Source organism: Achromobacter kerstersii (assembly GCF_902859595.1).
Classification (GTDB): Bacteria; Pseudomonadota; Gammaproteobacteria; order Burkholderiales; family Burkholderiaceae_B; genus Achromobacter; species Achromobacter kerstersii.
Genome location: NZ_CADIJQ010000001.1, coordinates 1,111,121 through 1,127,889, shown reverse-complemented (window position 1 = coordinate 1,127,889; position 16,769 = coordinate 1,111,121). Strand labels below are relative to the sequence as shown.

Genomic DNA, 16,769 nt, shown 5'->3' with positions numbered 1-16,769 from the left:
CATCAGTTTTAGGGGTGATAGTGGGAAATAGGATGGAACTCTCACAAGTTCGCGACCAGCTGCAGATGACGCATCCAATAGTTGGCTGGATTTACGTCGGTGCAGGAGTGGGAACAGATCTTGAAAGGTGCCTTGCCAGCGATGTCACACATTTGCTGGCCATTGAGGCTTCGCAGGAGCCTTTTGCCCATCTGGAGAAGAAGCTCTATGGAAATTCGGAATGGATTTGTCGAAGGGTGCTCGTGGCCCCCGATTCGGGAGAGAGCGTCTTCTATCACGCATCGAACGCCAAGGAGAGTTCTCTCGTTCCCGCTGAGCAACTGCGTTTCCTATGGCGTAACTTGGAATCGCGCGACAGCGAATTGCTCGAATCCCAATCTCTCGTGGACATTATCCAAGAGCATCAAGATCGGTGCCAAGGGCGGTTTAATTGGATGACGATCGATTGCTTTCCAGCTGCGGACATACTCAAGGGCTCGGAGGGTGAGCTTCGGGATTTCGACGTCATTGAGGTAAGGGCGTTGAAAGCGAGTGACGAGACTGGGCCGTTCGTGGACGGTATGCGCTTGGAGACGTGCAGGCAGCTGCTGAGCAGGGCAGGCTTTATGGAGCGAGTCCAATGTGAAGAGCCTACACCTGGCATCGTAAGGGCCTTCTTTGTTCGAGATTGGCGGCGCCTAGCGCGTGAGTTGGAGAGCACCGTACAGGGAGTGCAGGCCGAGTTGAGTGTCGCGAACGAACTTATTGGCAAGCACACATCCGAACTTGGCGTCCTGCGTCAGAACAATGCAGAGTTGACTTCCAACCTCGAAGCGCAGTCTGGACCAGGGGTGGTTCGAGAGGCGGAAAGCCAGAAGCTCGTTGAATATGAGGCTCGAATCGACATCCTGACTAGCGAGAAGACTCAGTTAGAGGCAGAGATTGGCAGGCTGGCCGGTCAGAGGTTGCAACAGCAACAAGTTCAGCTTTCGCTTGAAAAGCAACTTTCGTCCTTGTCGGCGGAGGCTTTGTCATCGCAAAAAAGTGCGGACGAGGCAAAGCAGAATTCTCGGGAAGCGAAAGAAATTATCAAACGGCTCGAAAATGAAATGCACGATTCGGAGCATAAAATGCAATTGCTGCGACAGGAACTGGTAATGGCCGAGGCACAGATGAATTTCATCAAGGATCTGCTGCTCAGTGGTCGCGAATCTTGACGAAGGTTCGCGCCGCTATGCGAAAGAATCGTCGGAATCGTTCATCATTTCCCGCCGGAACGAAAACCACTGATCCTGCGGTGGTCGGGCGTGCGTCCCAAAGATCCAATGACACCGCTCAAGCGCAGCAGGAGTTACTGGCGGGCGACGCAATATTTTCTAGGTGTCTGACACAGTGGCAGTTTGGCGAGTGGGAAAAACTAGTTCAATTGAGCTTGGAAGACTTGAGACCTCTGCGGACGCGGGCCATTTTGGCCCTTCTCGTCGGAGCCGCGCATCAGCAACTCGCAAATTTCGAATCTGCAAAGTCTTTTTTTCTTGAAGCCCGCGTTTGGGGTTGCACAGTGCAGCAAGTCGCACGCATCGCGGTTGCGAGCTTGCAAAGCACCTTGGCGCGCGCGGCCATGCTTCTTGGAGATTCTAAGAAGGCGGCTGTATATCTTGAAGCCGCTTTGGATGTCGCCGGGCTGGGAGATACGGGACTTCTGTTGCCGGTGCGACTGCAGGTAGAAGCGAGCAGACTAAAAACCAGGTTTCGCGAACGGTCAAACTCTGAAGCGGTGAGCGTCACTCCGGTTGAAGCGGCGGGAGTGGTTAAGACTTTTCCGGCAGTATTTTCCTGCGATGTCGAAATTGATTCTGAGAAGTTCTCAGGTTGCTTCAATTCTGACTCTAGAGGGGAGTTTGAACGCGCTGAGGCTGTGCTGAGGTATAAGACGGAAGCTGCTATTCCTATTTATTTCACCACCTCGGCGGCAGGGAGCTTAGATCATCCAAGGGACGCCCAGTTTCCATTGGAGGGGGGTTGGGAGTATGTGATCGATGGGTTTATATCCAACTCTGGTGGGCATAACCCAATAATATGGATTTTTGAATACAAAAATGGCAAGCGGATCGCCTCCCGCCATATGATTCCAAATTTTGGCTCGTTTTTCCTTAGGTTTACTTCAAATGCTGATGCGGATAGTTTTGCGGTAGGGATAAGGTTAATGGGTATGGGGGAATTAAATCTCCACCATACCAAATTCAAGGTGATAAGGAGTACGCTTCCGATCGCGAATATCGGGGCGTCTTGGGTGCGAGAGGTGTGCGAACAAGAGTACAAGAGCCAGGTTTTTTCCCGCTTCAACGAAAGGGCGGTGGAGTTCGCGTTTCTGTTCGCTGTTATTGCCAAATATTATCCGAAGAGAATTTTGGATGTTGGTACGGGTACAACAGCATTGCCTCATTTGATGAGAAATAGCGGGCCACTGGTTACCGCTATAGACAATATTAAGGACTATTGGGCTGAGGATATTGTTAATCGGCACTATCACGTTGTGAATGACGATATTACTCAAGCCAAAATTTCAGATCAGTTTGATCTTGTCACTTGTATCAGTGTGCTCGAGCACATAGAAGAGTGTGATAAAGCTGTCGAGTCAATGAGCGGCCTTATGGCGCGGAACGGGCTTCTTGTCATGACCTTTCCTTACAACGAAAACCGATACGTGGACAATGTCTATAAGTTGCCAGGGTCTGCTTACGGGCAGACCGCGAAATATGTGACCCAAGCGTATTGTCGTGCGGATATTGATCGTTGGCTATCGAGATTTGGACTAGAAATTCTGAAGCAAGAATATTGGGACTACTGGACTGGAGACTGTTGGACCGTGGGCCAACAGATAATACCGCCGGTCAAAGTATCGCAGGATAAGAAGCACCAATTAACGTGCCTGTTATTTAGGAAGAAAGCATGAATATTCTCACCGTTTTTGGTACTCGTCCCGAGGCCATAAAAATGGCCCCGCTTGTACGAGTATTAGCCGCGGCACCGGGTGTTCAGGCCGAAGTGTGCGTAACCGCGCAACACCGGCAGATGCTCGATCAAGTACTGGAATTGTTCGGAATTCGTCCCGACCATGATCTGAACGTGATGAAGGCAGGTCAGGATCTGACGGATATCACAAGCAACATCTTGCTCGGCATGCGAGACGTTCTGAAACGGAAGAAGTACGACCTGTTGCTGGTCCATGGAGATACCACGACCACCATGGCGGCGAGCTTGGCTGCCTTCTACGAGAAGGTGCCCGTCGGCCACGTTGAGGCCGGACTGCGTACCGGTGATATTTATGCCCCGTGGCCAGAGGAAATGAACCGTAGCCTTGTCGGCCGCATGGCGTCACTGCACTTTGCACCTACCGAACGTGCGCGGCAGAGCCTACTGCGCGAAGGAGTCGATGACAATGTGATTCACGTCACTGGCAACACGGTTATCGATGCTCTGCAATTGGTGGTAGAAAAGCTAAGAGATGACAAAGACCTGGCGAGGGGCTTGTCGGAACGCTTCCAGTTCCTGGATCCGGGCAAGCGTCTTGTACTCGTCACTGGTCATCGTCGTGAAAATTTCGGTGAGGGGTTTGAACGCATTTGCTCTGCGCTTCGAACGCTTAGCGCGCGCGAAGATATACAGATTGTTTATCCTGTTCACCTGAATCCGTCAGTGCAAGAACCTGTCCACCGTATTTTGGGTGACGTCAAGAATGTGTTCCTTATCGAGCCTCAGGATTATTTGCCTTTTGTGTATTTGATGTCTCGCGCCTACCTGATCGTCACTGATTCAGGTGGCGTGCAGGAAGAGGCTCCTTCGTTGGGCAAGCCAGTGTTGGTGATGAGAGACACAACAGAACGACCTGAAGCGGTTGAGGCCGGCACGGTGAAGTTGGTCAGCACAGATATCGACAAGATCATTACCGGCGTACTGACCTTGCTAGACGATGAAAGTGCTTACCAAGCCATGGCTCGCGCGCTCAATCCATACGGTGATGGCAAAGCATCTGTGCGGATTCTGGAGGCGGTAACTGCACGTACCGCCAACGCATAGTAACGATATCCGGCGTTTTTATATAAATTAGAAAATATCCCAACATGTTCAATACGATTTCCATGATCGGGCTCGGCTATATCGGCTTGCCCACGGCTACGCTGTTTGCCTCACGCAAGAAGAAAGTCATCGGCGTCGATGTGTCCGAGCACGCGGTAAACACTATAAACAGCGGCAATATCCACATTGTCGAACCAGAGTTGGATATTTTGGTGCAAGCCACTGTGCACGAGGGGTACTTGCGCGCCACGCTGGAGCCGGAGCCTGCGGACGCATTTCTCATAGCGGTTCCGACCCCGTTCGTCGATGGTTTCAAGCCAGATCTCAGTTATATAGAGGCAGCCGCTAAGTCGATCGCCCCGGTCTTGAAAAAGGGCAACCTCGTGATCCTGGAGTCGACTTCACCCGTCGGGGCTACCGAGCAGATGGCGACTTGGCTGGCGGCCGAGCGCCCCGACCTGACGTTCCCCCAGCAAGAGGGTGAGGGCGCAGATATTCAGATCGCTCATTGTCCTGAACGTGTGCTCCCTGGAAAGGTAGTACACGAACTGGTCGTTAACGATCGTGTGATCGGTGGTATGACGCGCAAGGCCAGCGAAATGGCTTGCGCTCTCTATAAGACATTTGTACAAGGCGAATGCATCATCACGGACGCGCGCACCGCGGAAATGTGCAAACTTACAGAGAATAGCTTCCGCGACGTCAATATTGCATTCGCAAACGAACTTTCAATGATCTGCGGAAAGTTGAACATAAACGTCTGGGAATTGATTGCATTGGCTAATCGGCATCCCCGCGTGAATATTCTTCAACCTGGTGCCGGGGTAGGCGGGCATTGCATTGCGGTAGACCCTTGGTTCATCGTCGACTCGGCGCCCGACGAAGCACGCCTTATCCATATGGCGCGTCAAGTGAATGATCACAAGCCAGAATGGGTGTTGCTCAAGACCAAGGCAGCCGTAGCCGATGTGCTGGCGAAAAATCCGAATCGTACGATCGGCGATGTAACGGTTGCATGCCTCGGCCTGGCTTTCAAACCTGATATTGACGATTTGAGGGAAAGCCCGGCTGTCGAGATCTGCTTACAACTCGGTCAGCTCGGATGTAAAGTGCTTTCTGTAGAACCAAATATCGAAGAACTGCCTGCGAAACTAAGTTCCAGAACAACGAAGCTCTCCTCCCTGGGTTCGGCGTTGGAGCAAGCAGATGTTGTCTGCGTTCTTGTAAAGCATTCGGCTTTTCTAGTTTCGGTTGACGATATCAAGCTTTGCCATAACATCATTGATGCCGTGGGGTTGCTGGCATGAGGTGATATGCCATCATAAGTATCATGATGGTCGATATGTAATACTGAAAATGGGTGGATTTCGATAATATGTCAATAACTCGTCAAGCATATGATGAATATATGCGAGGCAATTTTTCAACTGCCTTGGATCTGTTTAGAAAACTCTCGGCTGACCTGAACCCTGATTACTTCAAGGTGAACGTTAAATTATGTCTGAAACGGTTGCCCGAATTATTTTCGGCTGCACCTTCGGATGGTGCCAATAGGGCCGGGGGCGATGCTCGAATTTCAAGCATAAGATTGCTTGATGTTGATACTGATAATATCGAACTAAATAATTCCAGGCCTTTATACTTCCGTGTAAAACTGCCGCCGAATAAGCGTGTCGGATTCCATGGAAAAATCAGCTATTCCAATGTGGACAAGGCCAAGCATCCGAAGGCCTTGGCCTTCGTAGAATATTTGGATGCTGAAGGTAAGAAGATTCCAGGGCCATTTCCTGGTATGAGCAAATCCGAAAAGTATGACGATTATTGCTATCTTATGGATAGCAAAGGTGTCGAGACCAAACTGTTCAGTCTTTCGCCACCTAGAAACGCCGTGGAAGCGGTAATGGGCTTTGTCGGATTCCATATACCCGAGGGCGCGAAAGTCCTATGCGGCACTCAGCTCCGAGCAACAACGGATGGCCCGTCGACTGCACAGGCTGCTCTTGGCAAGGTCGATAATCATGAGGTTTCGATGTTGGGCTGGCCGCTGCCACTTGATGATGGCCGGGTGCGAGTTATGTCGATATTTGACGAGTTCAGCCGGGAGTGCTTCGCGCCGCAGGCGAATTTGATCGAACCCAGGCCGGACAATGCTATTCCGTTACTGGAACGGGACAAGCCGGAATTGATCTTTGTCGAGTCGGCTTGGCGGGGAAATAAGTCGACCTGGCAATATAGGGTATCTAAATATGCGCACCCGCCTGGTACGGAATTGGCCGCGCTGCTTGCTGAATCCAAGAAGAGGGGGATTCCCTCCGTTTTTTGGAACAAGGAAGATCCCGTTCATTTTGATAATTTCATCGATTCAGCTAGCGGATTTGACTATATTTTCACAACGGCGGAAGAGGCGATTCCGCTCTACAAGAAGCGAACCAATGCCCAGATAAATGCGCTGCCATTCGCTGCGGAAGCTAGCTTGCACAATCCTATCGGTTCGAGTGGTAGAAATTCGAAAGTCTGCTTTGCCGGTAGCTACTATGCAAACCGGTTTAAAGAGCGTCGTGACGACCAACTGATGCTGTTGAATGCAGCGACTAACTTCGATTTCGATATTTTCGATAGAAATGCCGGTGCTGTGGCTAAGGACTTTTGCTTCCCGGAAAGATACTCGCCATTCGTGCGCGGGAAGCTTCCTTACGCAGAAATGAACCTGGCGTATAGGAGTTATCGAGTATTCCTAAACGTTAACTCGGTAATCGATTCCAACACCATGTTCTCCCGGCGCGTATTCGAATTGTTGGCGTGCGGGACGCCGATCGTCAGTACCCCATCCATCGGTATTGACCGCATGTTCGGCAACGAGCTTGTGTGGCTTGTACAGAACGAGCACGAAGCCAAGGAGGCGATTGGACATCTCTTGAATGACGATGCGGAATGGCGGCGGCGCAGCCTGCGTGGAATCCGCGCGATTTTTGCCGAGCATACATTCGCGCATCGCTTTCAGCAGGTGCTCGACACGGTCGGCTTACGTCATGAACTGCTTCCTGAAAGACGTGTTTTGTGCATAGCAGAAGCAGACACCTCAGCCGAGTTGGTCGCATTGAGGTCAGTACTGCAAGCACAGAAGCTGCTCAGAACTCAAACTCGTTTGGTTGTGGTTACGAACTCTCCCGAATTGCTAGCCCAAGATGGCGCGGTAAAGGTGGTTCGTAATTCCGGCGATGTGAGAAATCATATAGCCGACAGCATGCTGGAGTGGAACGCCTCGCACCTCGCTGTACTTGATGGAAAAGCGCACTATGGAGCGCATTACTTTCAAGACATGCTAAACGCTTTCGAATATTCCAGCGGGAACGTGGTCGGTAAACCAATAAACTCAACAGATTGCTATAGTTATTCCAAGTCGTTAGCGAAAGGAAGTCTCTTGATCGAACGTTCTGTTGTAGACCGCGTAAAAGAGTCATTGCAGACTTTGGAGGACTTTATCCAGGCTAGCCTCAGGCTTGTCGCCGTTGATAAGGTGTTCGCGTCGGACACCGCAAATTTCATGGATCATTCCGCCGCCGCGTTGATCGGAAACGCGGCGCAGATTTCTAAGCTCATTGACGTATGAACAACAGCAGCGCGAAGAAAGTCCTTGTAACCGGTCATGATTTGAAATTCTGGCACCCTCTCCAAGCCCAATTGGAGAAGAGTGGGCGCTATGAATTCCGTATCGATGAGTGGGCGGGCCATCATCAACACGATCCGGCGAAGACCCTTTTGGGAATCGAATGGGCGGATATCATCATCGCCGAGTGGGCATTGGGTAATGCCGTGTTCGCGGCTCAGTACAAGCGGCCGAATCAACGGTTGGTTGTTAGGCTCCATGCCCAAGAGCGCAGGACGGATTTTCCCGCGCAGATTGACTATAAGAACGTCGACGTCATGGTTTTTGTCGGCGAGCATGTTCGCTTAGAATGTGTAAAAAAATTCTCCATACCGAGCGAAAAGACCTGCGTAATCGGGAATTTTATTGACGTCAAGAAATTCCAGCTGCAAAAGTTTGGTGGGTCGGAATTTAATCTTGGAATGATCGGCGTTGCCCCTGCAAGCAAACGCTTCGACTTGGCCCTTGATACGCTGGAATTATTGCTGGCCGAAGACGATAGATATACCCTGCATGTGAAAGGTCCATCGCCTCAAAGCTATAAATGGCTATGGGCACGAACCAAAGAACGCGAATACTATGAGAATATATTCGAGCGGATTAATTCTGGTTCGCTACGCTATAAGGTGATATTTGACCCGGCTGGCAATGACGTTCACAGGTGGCTTCAAAAAATCGGCTATATCTTGTCACCTTCGGACGCTGAGAGTTTTCACATGGCGGTTGCCGAAGGCATCAGTTCGAATGTGACTCCTATCGTATGGAAGTGGCCGGGCGCGGATTCGGTCTATCCATTTGCAGAGTTGGTGGATAGCGCTCAGAACGCTGCAAGCCAGATCGCACGCCTGAATCGGTCGAATGCACGCCCGAGGCTTAATAGTCAAGCCAGCCAATTTGTGCAAGAGAACTACGATGCTGCGGTCGTTACCGAAAAATGGCTTGATGTTTTGAGCATCTGCTGGCAGAAGTCAAGCGATGCCATACAGGTTTCGGAATCGCGTAAGAAAGGTGTTTTGGTTGTTTATTCGATAGATAGCTGGAGCATTTTTCACCGGCGGGAGATGCTGGAGGGGCTGGCCAAAAATGTGGAGAGTTATTTGGATATTCTTGTAATCGAGCCTGGCACGCATTACAAGACCATGATCGATCGCGGCATTTGCGATAAGGAAACGCTCGATAGCTATACGCAATTACGTCCTGCCAAAGTGTGTGGGAACATATACAAGATGCATTTGATATTTGGGCACAATGCACCCAAGGATGTTGTGCTGCATTCTGCGTTGGCGAATGCAGCGAGTTTTGGTGATGCGGTCAAGGCTGCTGTGCATGGCATTTTTGGGCAAGACAAAGAGATTCTTCATTGGATCTATAAGCCTGACCAGCGGACTCATATCGCGGCGGGGGAGCGATTCGTCTATGAGGTCTATGACGAATATACGATGAACTTCAGCGATGGAACTGCGATAGGGAAGATGCAGGATCTGGAGCCGCTGGTTCTCCATGAGGCGGAACATGTCTTTTTCACTTCCCAACCGTTGGCATCTCGGAAGCAACGCCATTGCCGTTCGTCCAGTATCTGCAGTAATGGCGTTGCGTTTGAAATTTTCGAGTCCTATCGGGTCGGCGGTCAACCCAATACTGAAGGGCTTCGCCACTCAGTCGGTTATCTTGGAAATCTCTCCGATTTCTTCGATTGGGAGACAATGTGCGAAGTCGTAGAAGAACTACCCGAGGTGGATTTTTTCTTCCATGGGCAGGTAGAGCGCCATAGATTGGAAAAAATGAAGGAGTTCGTCGACCGTCTGCATGCGCTGCCTAATACGCATTTTTCAGGCAGAGTAAGCCGGTCCGCAGGTGCTGCTGCATGCAATCGATATGATGTGCTTGTTATTCCATTTGTGGTGAATGAGGCAATGCATGCCGTCAATCCACTCAAGCTGTGGGAGTACCTCGCTACGGGACGACCGGTGGTAATGACACCTATGGACGCCATTAAGGATGACATTCCAGGTCTATATAAGGCAAATGGGGCGAGCGAGTGGGTTAAGGCTATTCGAGCCGCTATAAATAATGCGGACGCACATGTGCAAGACAGGTTGAGTATCGCCAAGTCAAAAAACTGGGAGAGCATCGTTAAGCCTTGCGCTGATATTCTTACGGGGATTCTTGGAAAATCGATTTGTTAGATTATGTGGTCGCAGAGGCGCTCGGCGAGCAGCCTTTCGCTTCTCTGTAAGAGCCGCGTCGCGTTTGTTTGTCCTGGGGGGCAAGGGAATTTCCCGCCCCAAAAGCTGACGATTTTCCTTCTATTTCCGCTTCAAATTCCGGCAAGGAGAAGGCAGGAAGGCTTGCTTTCCTTCTTTCTTCGGGCAGGACTCGTCACTCAAACGGCCTATTCTAGATTGTAATAAAGTCAGGGCATTAAGAGTCGGCGGTTTCTTATATCTGAACCTCTTTATATGACTCCGCAGGGTCAAGAGGCTTTCCTCGTTTAGGGAGGCGATTTCGAAATGCCTGTGGATTATTTCTATTTATTCACGTCGTTGCCATTGAGGCTTTGTGCGAACTCGCCGAGCCAGAAAGGAAGAAAATGCGAGTATGCATCTTGGGGAGTTGTGTCTCTAGGGATATATTCAATGAGAAATCGAAAGAAACGATCGATATAGTGCTCTATGCTGCGCGAACATCGATCGGATCCATCTTTTCGTCGCAACCGTTTGATGACGTCTACAGCAAAAATTTATCTTCCGCGTTTCAAGCACGCCTAGTTGCAATGGATATCGAGAAGCGGCTCACGTCTGTACTCACGACGATCGATGCGGATGTAATCCTCCTCGATCTCGTAGACGAGCGCTTCAATTTGCTCGTGATGCCGGACCAGAGCCGTTGCACACTTTCTTCGGAACTCATTGCTGCGGGTGGGAGCGAACATCCAGGGGCCACGATTGTTCCATCGGGTTCTCCCGAGTTCATGATGTTCTGGGAGAATGGCTTGGTGCGGTTGCTACAGCTGCTCAAAGATCGAGGCCTTTTGAGCAGGGTGTTGGTCAATACCGTTTTCTATCAACCTGCGACGGAAAGTGGCGAAAGGTTCAGTGCGAACTGGGTGGGACGGTGTAATGAAATGCTTAGCAAGATGTACGACATCCTGAGAGGAAGTCTGGCGGCTTCGCAGTTTCTCGAATATGGAAATTTACTTACTTGCCCCGATGATCACCAGTGGGGAAAAGCGCCGTTCCATTTCAGCCGAGCATCGCAGGATTTTGCGCTTGGCCGTATTAGGGAGATGGAGGGGGGGGTACGCAGCTGAAGTTTTGGGAGGTAACTGCCTTCATTGATTATGAAGAGATGAATAGCGACAGTTACAAATTAAGCGTGCTTTGAATGTAGTCCATCCGTCTCGTCCACGAATGCTCTTTGCTGATGTATTCAGCGCCCGCTTCAGCTCGTGCCAGATCCTGTTTAGACGGGCCGTATGCAAGTAGGCGCTTAATCACGTCGCGACATTCGTACTCGTTCTCTACGATGTGGCAATAATCGGAGAAGTACCTTTCAACCGATGGCGTAGGATTGGTTACGGCGATGCCTCCGCAGGCGATAATTTCGACCAGCCTACGGGAGTACATGGTAGGGGAGTCTTCGACGGTATTGACGTTCAGTGAGACGACGTGGTCTCGATATATTTTTCCTGTGTAGCGATAGGGGACTGCAGGCTTGACAGTCAGCCCTGGCAACGCTGGGTATCGGTAATTTTCGGATTTTCTCGCCGAATTGCGGTCGTAGACATGCAGTGGCATGCCCGTGTCTGCACATGCCTGGAACATCATTTCTTGCCAACCCCGGCGGCGTTCGTGGATGTGCTTGCTATAGCTTCCGACGAAGTTTGCACTCCGGTTCTTGAAATTGAAGCCAGTGAAATGATGAAAGTTGCTTTCTACCGAAAAAGGAAGCGTATTCACGGTTGCCAATCCACTCGTCGCTTCGATATAGCGGGGTACGCAATTCTGGTCGACCGTGAATATGTATTCGAATAGTTTTGCGCTTGCGATGAATCGGTCATAATGAGCGCCGTCTTCTTTGTTCCAGAAAACCGTGGGTATTCCTCGGTCTTTGGCATACTCCACCACTGTACGAAGAAGTGCGTTGTTCCGCTTAGGATAATCAGGATAGTCAGCTATCCTGTACTTCCAGCGTTTATCGTTGCCCTGCCAAGCCGATTCTACAAATAGGAAATCCGGTTTTTGAAAGCGTAGGACCCATCGATAGTTCAATGGTGTGACGGCAATCGCATGCCAGCGCTCTTGGAGACACGAAGCCGTTAATTCATCGGCGATGTAAGCAATTTTCATTAGTTAGGTTTTGAGCTGGCCGCCGCAGTGGCACGCATCGAGATCATGATCTCGCTAGGTGACAGATCGTGCATCGTAGCAGGATCGGCATCAACGATAAGGCGCTTCAGACTGTTTTCTACCGCCATCTCTATGGATTGGGCGGAATAGAATCCCCCGTTCAACTGGGTGTGAAAGATCACGGAATCCCGGAAATTATGAAACAGCTTTGTGTCCGGCAAAGTGTGATCGGTCCAGAACTCGTCCAGTTCACCCTGAAATGTCAAGCCCGCTAAAGCATAGATGGCCCAGCCCAACGCGATGGTGGCCCTGCCGTGGATTAGCGCGGAGCTGCCAACGGTGCTGTTGACGGTGACAACGCCGGTTGTGTGAGTCAGTAGCGCAGGCAGATTTCCGCTTTCCAGGAAGAAGACCCGATCCGCAATGCCTAATTCGCGGGTGCGCTGTTTCAGTAGTGTTTCGTAGTCGACGATTCCTGGATCCAGAGGATGGATCTTCACGGCCAACCGATATCGGCTAGGTGTTGCCTTGGCAAACGAATCCAGAACTTGGTACATCGCATCGGTCATGCTCTCGAATGGCGAGTGATGCACGATCTGCGCATCCGAATCCAATTGCAAGGGAAGGAGAAAATACGGATGCTGGGCCGCTTCCGCGATCAATTTCGCTTCAATGCGTCGGGATTGCCGTTCCAAGACTTTGACTCTCATGCCGCGACGGAGATACCCGAGGTATTCCGTTAATGGCGAATAAGGTACGTGGCTCTTCACGCCGCGATGTAGAACGGGGTTTAAACCCGCCCAAAAGTTGTAGCCGACGTCATACGCGGCGCGCTTCCAAAAAGGCGTCTTGAATGATCGACCGTTCTCGAAGTGGGGAAGGTGACGCGCCTCGGTCCGGTACCAGTCGGGATCCCGTGGCAAGCGCGAGTTCGCATTGACTCCGTCCCGTTCTAGCGTGATCCAGTAGGGGCGAAAGTAGCCCTCTTCATACACGTGCACGCGAATACCCCGCTGCTGCGCCAATTCAATGGCAGGCCGATGGACCGGACGGCAGTCGCCGAACAAAATGATGTCACTGATGCCGTGAATGTCGAATTCCTGGCGATAGAAATCCGATAATTGACTCATCGGACCGCGATAGGAAACTGTATTTCCGGCTCGCCAATAGATGCGATCGCCTACGGTAAAGTTTACTTTGCGCACATAGTGACCGGCGTCCCGAAGCGCGTGCCCCAGTCGTCGGAAGAAGGGGGAGCAGACGCCTTGCAGGAAGAGGAAACGCTGCACAGATGTCATCGCGGTACCAGAAAGCCGGCCTTGGCCCAAAGCGAAACCTTCTTCCATCGGCGTTGCCAATGTGTTTGCCGAATCGGCGACAACATGCCCTTGGATAGAAGTAGGCTGCGGGTCAGGATAAGTTCGCGCAGAGTAGCCTCGCAAGTCGTAAAACCGTTGAGCGATGCGTCGAAATAGACCGGGTAGTGGAGGAGCGCTCCTGCCGTCAACTCATCTAGGGAAAGACGCCGACTCCGCCGCAGAGGCGGGCTGCGGTCAGTGGTTAAACCCCAACCTGCATAGAACGGCGTTCCATAGGTGGTCACGGACTTGCCGCGTAGCAGTGCATCAAACCCACTAAGCGAGGTCATGGTGTGAACTTCATCCGACGCGTCGATGCAACTGACGATCGACGCATGGCTCTCTATTGCGTCGGCGAATTCCAGCGCCTCCTTGCGATGCAGATGGCCAATGCGATTATTGGCCATGACATCGGGATGAGGCTTGTACACGATGAAGGCAGCAGGGGCGTGCGCGCGAGTAGCGCGAAGCAATTGCATGTTGCTGCGGACATCCGGGCAGCCGTAGCGCACGGATGCATCGTCTTCCACTTGGCCGGGCACCAGAATTGTGTGCCGACCTGGACTTTTCCAATTGGGTGCGACGTTCGGCTCGACATTGTATTTTGTCAGCCCGTTCGACACGATCATGTCTCGGACTTTTGCCGCTCGTGTAAGGTCTTCTTCCGTGAAGGTCCAGGTGTTGAGCAGATGTTCCAGATCGCTAGGTTGCCGCGGGTCGAAATACAGACCCTGGTGATCGAGCACCAAGGCGCAAGGAGGGATGAAATCAGATCCCAGTCCCACGGAACGAATAAAGCCGTCTTCCATTCGTACCAGTTTCGCGCCGGTGCTGCTTGCCACTGACTCAACCGAGGCGGGCACGTCGGTTCCCCACACAACTAGGCGGTCTTTCGGCGTAGGCTTGAGTTCGATTGCGGCTGCGGCGTGCGCCACGAAATGCGGCTCTCCGCCTGCGGATCGGAGAAACGGGCGCACATTGTCAGCCTTCCAGCGGCGGTAGCCGATCGCAATAGTGCGCCCCGGTGGGTTGTAGCGTGCATCGCGCTGGCGACAAAGCCAGTCAATCGCGTTAAATATCGTCCCGGCCTTGCCGGTTTCTGGATCAAGGTAGCGGGAATAGTGCAGATACGCCGCCGCGAACAGCTCGTCGATGCTGCGCTGCCTTGTTCGCCTGACGCAAGCGATGGCGTCATGGGTGTTGCCCCAACCGGCATACCATGGCAAGCCGAAGCAATGGACCGGAAGTCCGCGAAGCAGTGCCTCAAAACCCAGATGGGACGTGACGGTGTACACCTTGTCGACCTGTTGCAGCAGGCTAGATGGGGAAACCTGGTCGCGTAGCATGACTATGCCGTCTTCGACAGGAAAATCAGAAAGGTATCCGCGCTTGCTGCCACTGCTGACCTCGGGGTGGGTCTTGATGTAAAGCGTGGAATCGGGATTGTCCCGGCGGGCCGCCGCGACCATTTCGGTGAAGGTCGAAGCACCGGCCAAACCATGGGTCACGCTTGCGTCACCAACGGTCTGGTCCACGATAAGCACACGTGGGATCTGCCCGCATTCGGGCAGTGCCGCGATGTGGGGGGCGTGGTTGTACTTGCTCAAGCCCTCGGCCAGGATTCTTTTCCGAGCCAGCGCGTAATCGCTTCCTGCGCCCGTCAGGACGTCGACATCCGATGAAAGCAACGATTCCAGGTCGGATGGCCGATCGCCAGCATAGTAGATACCTTGATGGTCGACGACCAACGAGACCGTGGGAAAAGCTCTTCCCGGTGCGTAAGAGCGAAGGAAGCCATCCTCAAGGTTGATGAAGGGTATGCCTAGGCGTTTGGACAGGCCCCGGGGAAGCGTCGTCGACGGCCGATATCCCCAGCCGTACACGGCCGGTGTTTGGCGGAGTCGGAGAAGTTGGCCAAGACGCAAATGTTTAACGCGATGGCCCAGAAACTCTTCCAGATAGGGCAGGGAAGAGAGCTTGCGTGAAAATGTGCCGAAAGACATGTTTGCCAAGGCTCAGCGCAGCGCGCCGGCCAATATTTCAATCGTTCTCCGAATCTGCTCTTCCGTATGCATACAAGAAATAAAAAACCTCAACCTAGCCGACTTCTCCGGCACTGCCGGATACAGAATCGGCTGCACATTAATCCCTTGTTTAAATAGCGCCGCTGAAATCCGCGTTGCCTTCAACGAGCTCCCCATAATCGCCGGCACCACCGCCAACCCGGTGCTCGTCCCGGTATCAATCCCCGCCGCCTTAGCCTGTTCCAAAAAGAACTTCCCCCGCGCCTGTAGCGCAGCCACTCTTTCCGGCAATTCCTTCATCCGCCGCAACGCCGCCAACGCCGACGCCGCAACACTGGGCGGCATCCCCACGCTATACAAAAAACTCGGCGCCAGGAACTTCAAATGCTCCACCAGCGCCGTCTCCCCCGCGATATATCCGCCGCAGCCCGCCAGCGTCTTGCTCAGCGTGCCCATCCAGATATCCACGTCCTTGCCATCCACGCCAAAGTGCTCACGAATGCCATATCCACGCGCACCCATCACGCCCAGCGAATGCGCCTCATCCACCATCAGGAACGCGCGATGGCGCTGCTTGATTTCAATGAAGCGGGGCAACGCCGGAAAGTCGCCGTCCATGCTGTAAATCCCTTCCAGCACGATCAGCACGCGTTCAAACTGGTGGCGCTGTTCGTTCAGGATGCTATCCAGCGCTTCCCAATCGTTGTGCGGGAAGGGCAGGCGGCGCGCGCCTGACAGTTGGATGCCTTGTAGGACGCTGTTGTGGATTAATTCATCGTGCAGCACCAGGTCGCGCGGGCCGAACAGGTAGCCGATGGTCGACACGTTCGTGGCGTGGCCGCTGACGAAGGTGATGGCGTCGTCGACGCCGTACAAGGCGGCGATTTCCTTTTCCAGTTCGCGGTGTATCGGGCGTTCGCCTGAGACCAGGCGGCTGGCGGATACCGATGTGCCGTATTGGTCGATGGCTGCCTTCGCGGCCGCGGCAACGACGGGGTCGCCGGACATGTTCAGGTAGTTGTAGCTGGCGTAGTTGACGAATTCGCGGCCGCTGATGTGCGTGTCGGCGCCGGCGGTGCCTTCGTGCAGTTTGAAGAACGGGTTCTTCACGCCCAGGCGCTTGGCGCCGTCGTTGATGATGCGCAGTTGCTGGTAGCCCGGATGCAGGTGGAAGCGGTAATGCTCTTCGGGAATCTCGGGCTTCTTTTCAGCGGGGCGCGCGGGCGTCTGGCCGGCCGGCGTAGACGCCTGGCGCAGCTTGCGCTCCAGCGCTTGCTGGATGAGTTTGTCCTTGATGCCGGCCGCCAGGCCGGGCAACTTTTTCATGGTGCTC

At 52.7% G+C, this 16,769-nt stretch carries 11 protein-coding genes; 7 read left to right on the top strand and 4 right to left on the bottom strand.

Going from position 1 to position 16,769, the window contains the following annotated elements; genetic code table 11:
• Positions 1-32 precede the first annotated feature (32 nt).
• The 7 genes from HV765_RS04910 (at position 33) to HV765_RS04880 (ending at position 11,015) form a co-directional block, all read left to right on the top strand.
• Positions 33-1,196, top strand: a complete 1,164-nt coding sequence (locus HV765_RS04910) for a hypothetical protein (RefSeq protein WP_175168997.1) — start codon at positions 33-35, stop codon at positions 1,194-1,196.
• A gap of 17 nt (positions 1,197-1,213) precedes the next feature.
• Positions 1,214-2,935, top strand: coding sequence for a class I SAM-dependent methyltransferase (locus HV765_RS04905; RefSeq protein ID WP_175168996.1), 1,722 nt, complete (start codon positions 1,214-1,216; stop codon positions 2,933-2,935).
• On the top strand, positions 2,932-4,059 hold the full coding sequence (gene wecB / locus HV765_RS04900; RefSeq protein WP_175168995.1) for a non-hydrolyzing UDP-N-acetylglucosamine 2-epimerase: 1,128 nt from the start codon (positions 2,932-2,934) through the stop codon (positions 4,057-4,059). The genes HV765_RS04905 and wecB overlap by 4 nt, the downstream gene beginning before the upstream one ends.
• Before the next feature lie 44 nt (positions 4,060-4,103).
• On the top strand, positions 4,104-5,366 hold the full coding sequence (wecC, locus tag HV765_RS04895) for a UDP-N-acetyl-D-mannosamine dehydrogenase (RefSeq protein ID WP_175168994.1): 1,263 nt from the start codon (positions 4,104-4,106) through the stop codon (positions 5,364-5,366).
• A gap of 53 nt (positions 5,367-5,419) precedes the next feature.
• Positions 5,420-7,669 carry a CgeB family protein gene (locus HV765_RS04890; RefSeq protein ID WP_175168993.1) on the top strand — a complete coding sequence of 750 codons (2,250 nt, stop codon included), beginning with the start codon at positions 5,420-5,422 and terminating at the stop codon, positions 7,667-7,669.
• Positions 7,666-9,891: a glycosyltransferase gene (locus HV765_RS04885; RefSeq protein ID WP_175168992.1), complete on the top strand. Its 2,226-nt coding sequence runs from the start codon at positions 7,666-7,668 to the stop codon at positions 9,889-9,891. The genes HV765_RS04890 and HV765_RS04885 overlap by 4 nt, the downstream gene beginning before the upstream one ends.
• Before the next feature lie 404 nt (positions 9,892-10,295).
• Positions 10,296-11,015 (top strand): DUF6270 domain-containing protein, encoded by a 720-nt coding sequence (locus HV765_RS04880; protein WP_254600449.1) that lies wholly within the window; start codon positions 10,296-10,298, stop codon positions 11,013-11,015.
• Between the two features lie 52 nt (positions 11,016-11,067).
• On the opposite strand, the gene HV765_RS04875 is transcribed toward HV765_RS04880, so the two are convergent.
• The 4 genes from HV765_RS04875 to HV765_RS04860 are packed head-to-tail and all read right to left on the bottom strand — an operon-like array spanning position 11,068 to position 16,762.
• The gene (locus HV765_RS04875; protein WP_175168990.1) at positions 11,068-12,054 is read right to left on the bottom strand and encodes a CgeB family protein; all 987 of its coding nucleotides are present in this window, start codon (positions 12,052-12,054) and stop codon (positions 11,068-11,070) included.
• Entirely contained in the window at positions 12,054-13,400 is a 1,347-nt protein-coding gene (locus HV765_RS04870; RefSeq protein ID WP_254600448.1) for a capsule biosynthesis protein, read from the bottom strand. The genes HV765_RS04875 and HV765_RS04870 overlap by 1 nt, the downstream gene beginning before the upstream one ends.
• The gene (locus HV765_RS04865; RefSeq protein WP_175168989.1) at positions 13,349-15,415 is read right to left on the bottom strand and encodes a capsular polysaccharide biosynthesis protein; all 2,067 of its coding nucleotides are present in this window, start codon (positions 15,413-15,415) and stop codon (positions 13,349-13,351) included. Before HV765_RS04865 ends, HV765_RS04870 begins: the two co-directional genes overlap by 52 nt.
• 12 nt (positions 15,416-15,427) lie before the next feature.
• Entirely contained in the window at positions 15,428-16,762 is a 1,335-nt protein-coding gene (locus tag HV765_RS04860; protein ID WP_175168988.1) for an aminotransferase class I/II-fold pyridoxal phosphate-dependent enzyme, read from the bottom strand.
• Between the last annotated feature and the right edge of the window lie 7 nt (positions 16,763-16,769).

What these genes read in the sequence shown, in the direction of transcription:
- HV765_RS04910 (WP_175168997.1), top strand. Translation starts at nt 33, where the DNA reads ATGGAACTCTCACAAGTTCGCGACCAGCTGCAGATGACGCATCCAATA.
- HV765_RS04905 (WP_175168996.1), top strand. Translation starts at nt 1,214, where the DNA reads ATGCGAAAGAATCGTCGGAATCGTTCATCATTTCCCGCCGGAACGAAA.
- wecB (WP_175168995.1), top strand. Translation starts at nt 2,932, where the DNA reads ATGAATATTCTCACCGTTTTTGGTACTCGTCCCGAGGCCATAAAAATG.
- wecC (WP_175168994.1), top strand. Translation starts at nt 4,104, where the DNA reads ATGTTCAATACGATTTCCATGATCGGGCTCGGCTATATCGGCTTGCCC.
- HV765_RS04885 (WP_175168992.1), top strand. Translation starts at nt 7,666, where the DNA reads ATGAACAACAGCAGCGCGAAGAAAGTCCTTGTAACCGGTCATGATTTG.
- HV765_RS04880 (WP_254600449.1), top strand. Translation starts at nt 10,296, where the DNA reads ATGCGAGTATGCATCTTGGGGAGTTGTGTCTCTAGGGATATATTCAAT.
- HV765_RS04875 (WP_175168990.1), bottom strand. Translation starts at nt 12,054, where the DNA reads ATGAAAATTGCTTACATCGCCGATGAATTAACGGCTTCGTGTCTCCAA.
- HV765_RS04870 (WP_254600448.1), bottom strand. Translation starts at nt 13,400, where the DNA reads ATGGAAGAAGGTTTCGCTTTGGGCCAAGGCCGGCTTTCTGGTACCGCG.
- HV765_RS04865 (WP_175168989.1), bottom strand. Translation starts at nt 15,415, where the DNA reads ATGTCTTTCGGCACATTTTCACGCAAGCTCTCTTCCCTGCCCTATCTG.
- HV765_RS04860 (WP_175168988.1), bottom strand. Translation starts at nt 16,762, where the DNA reads ATGAAAAAGTTGCCCGGCCTGGCGGCCGGCATCAAGGACAAACTCATC.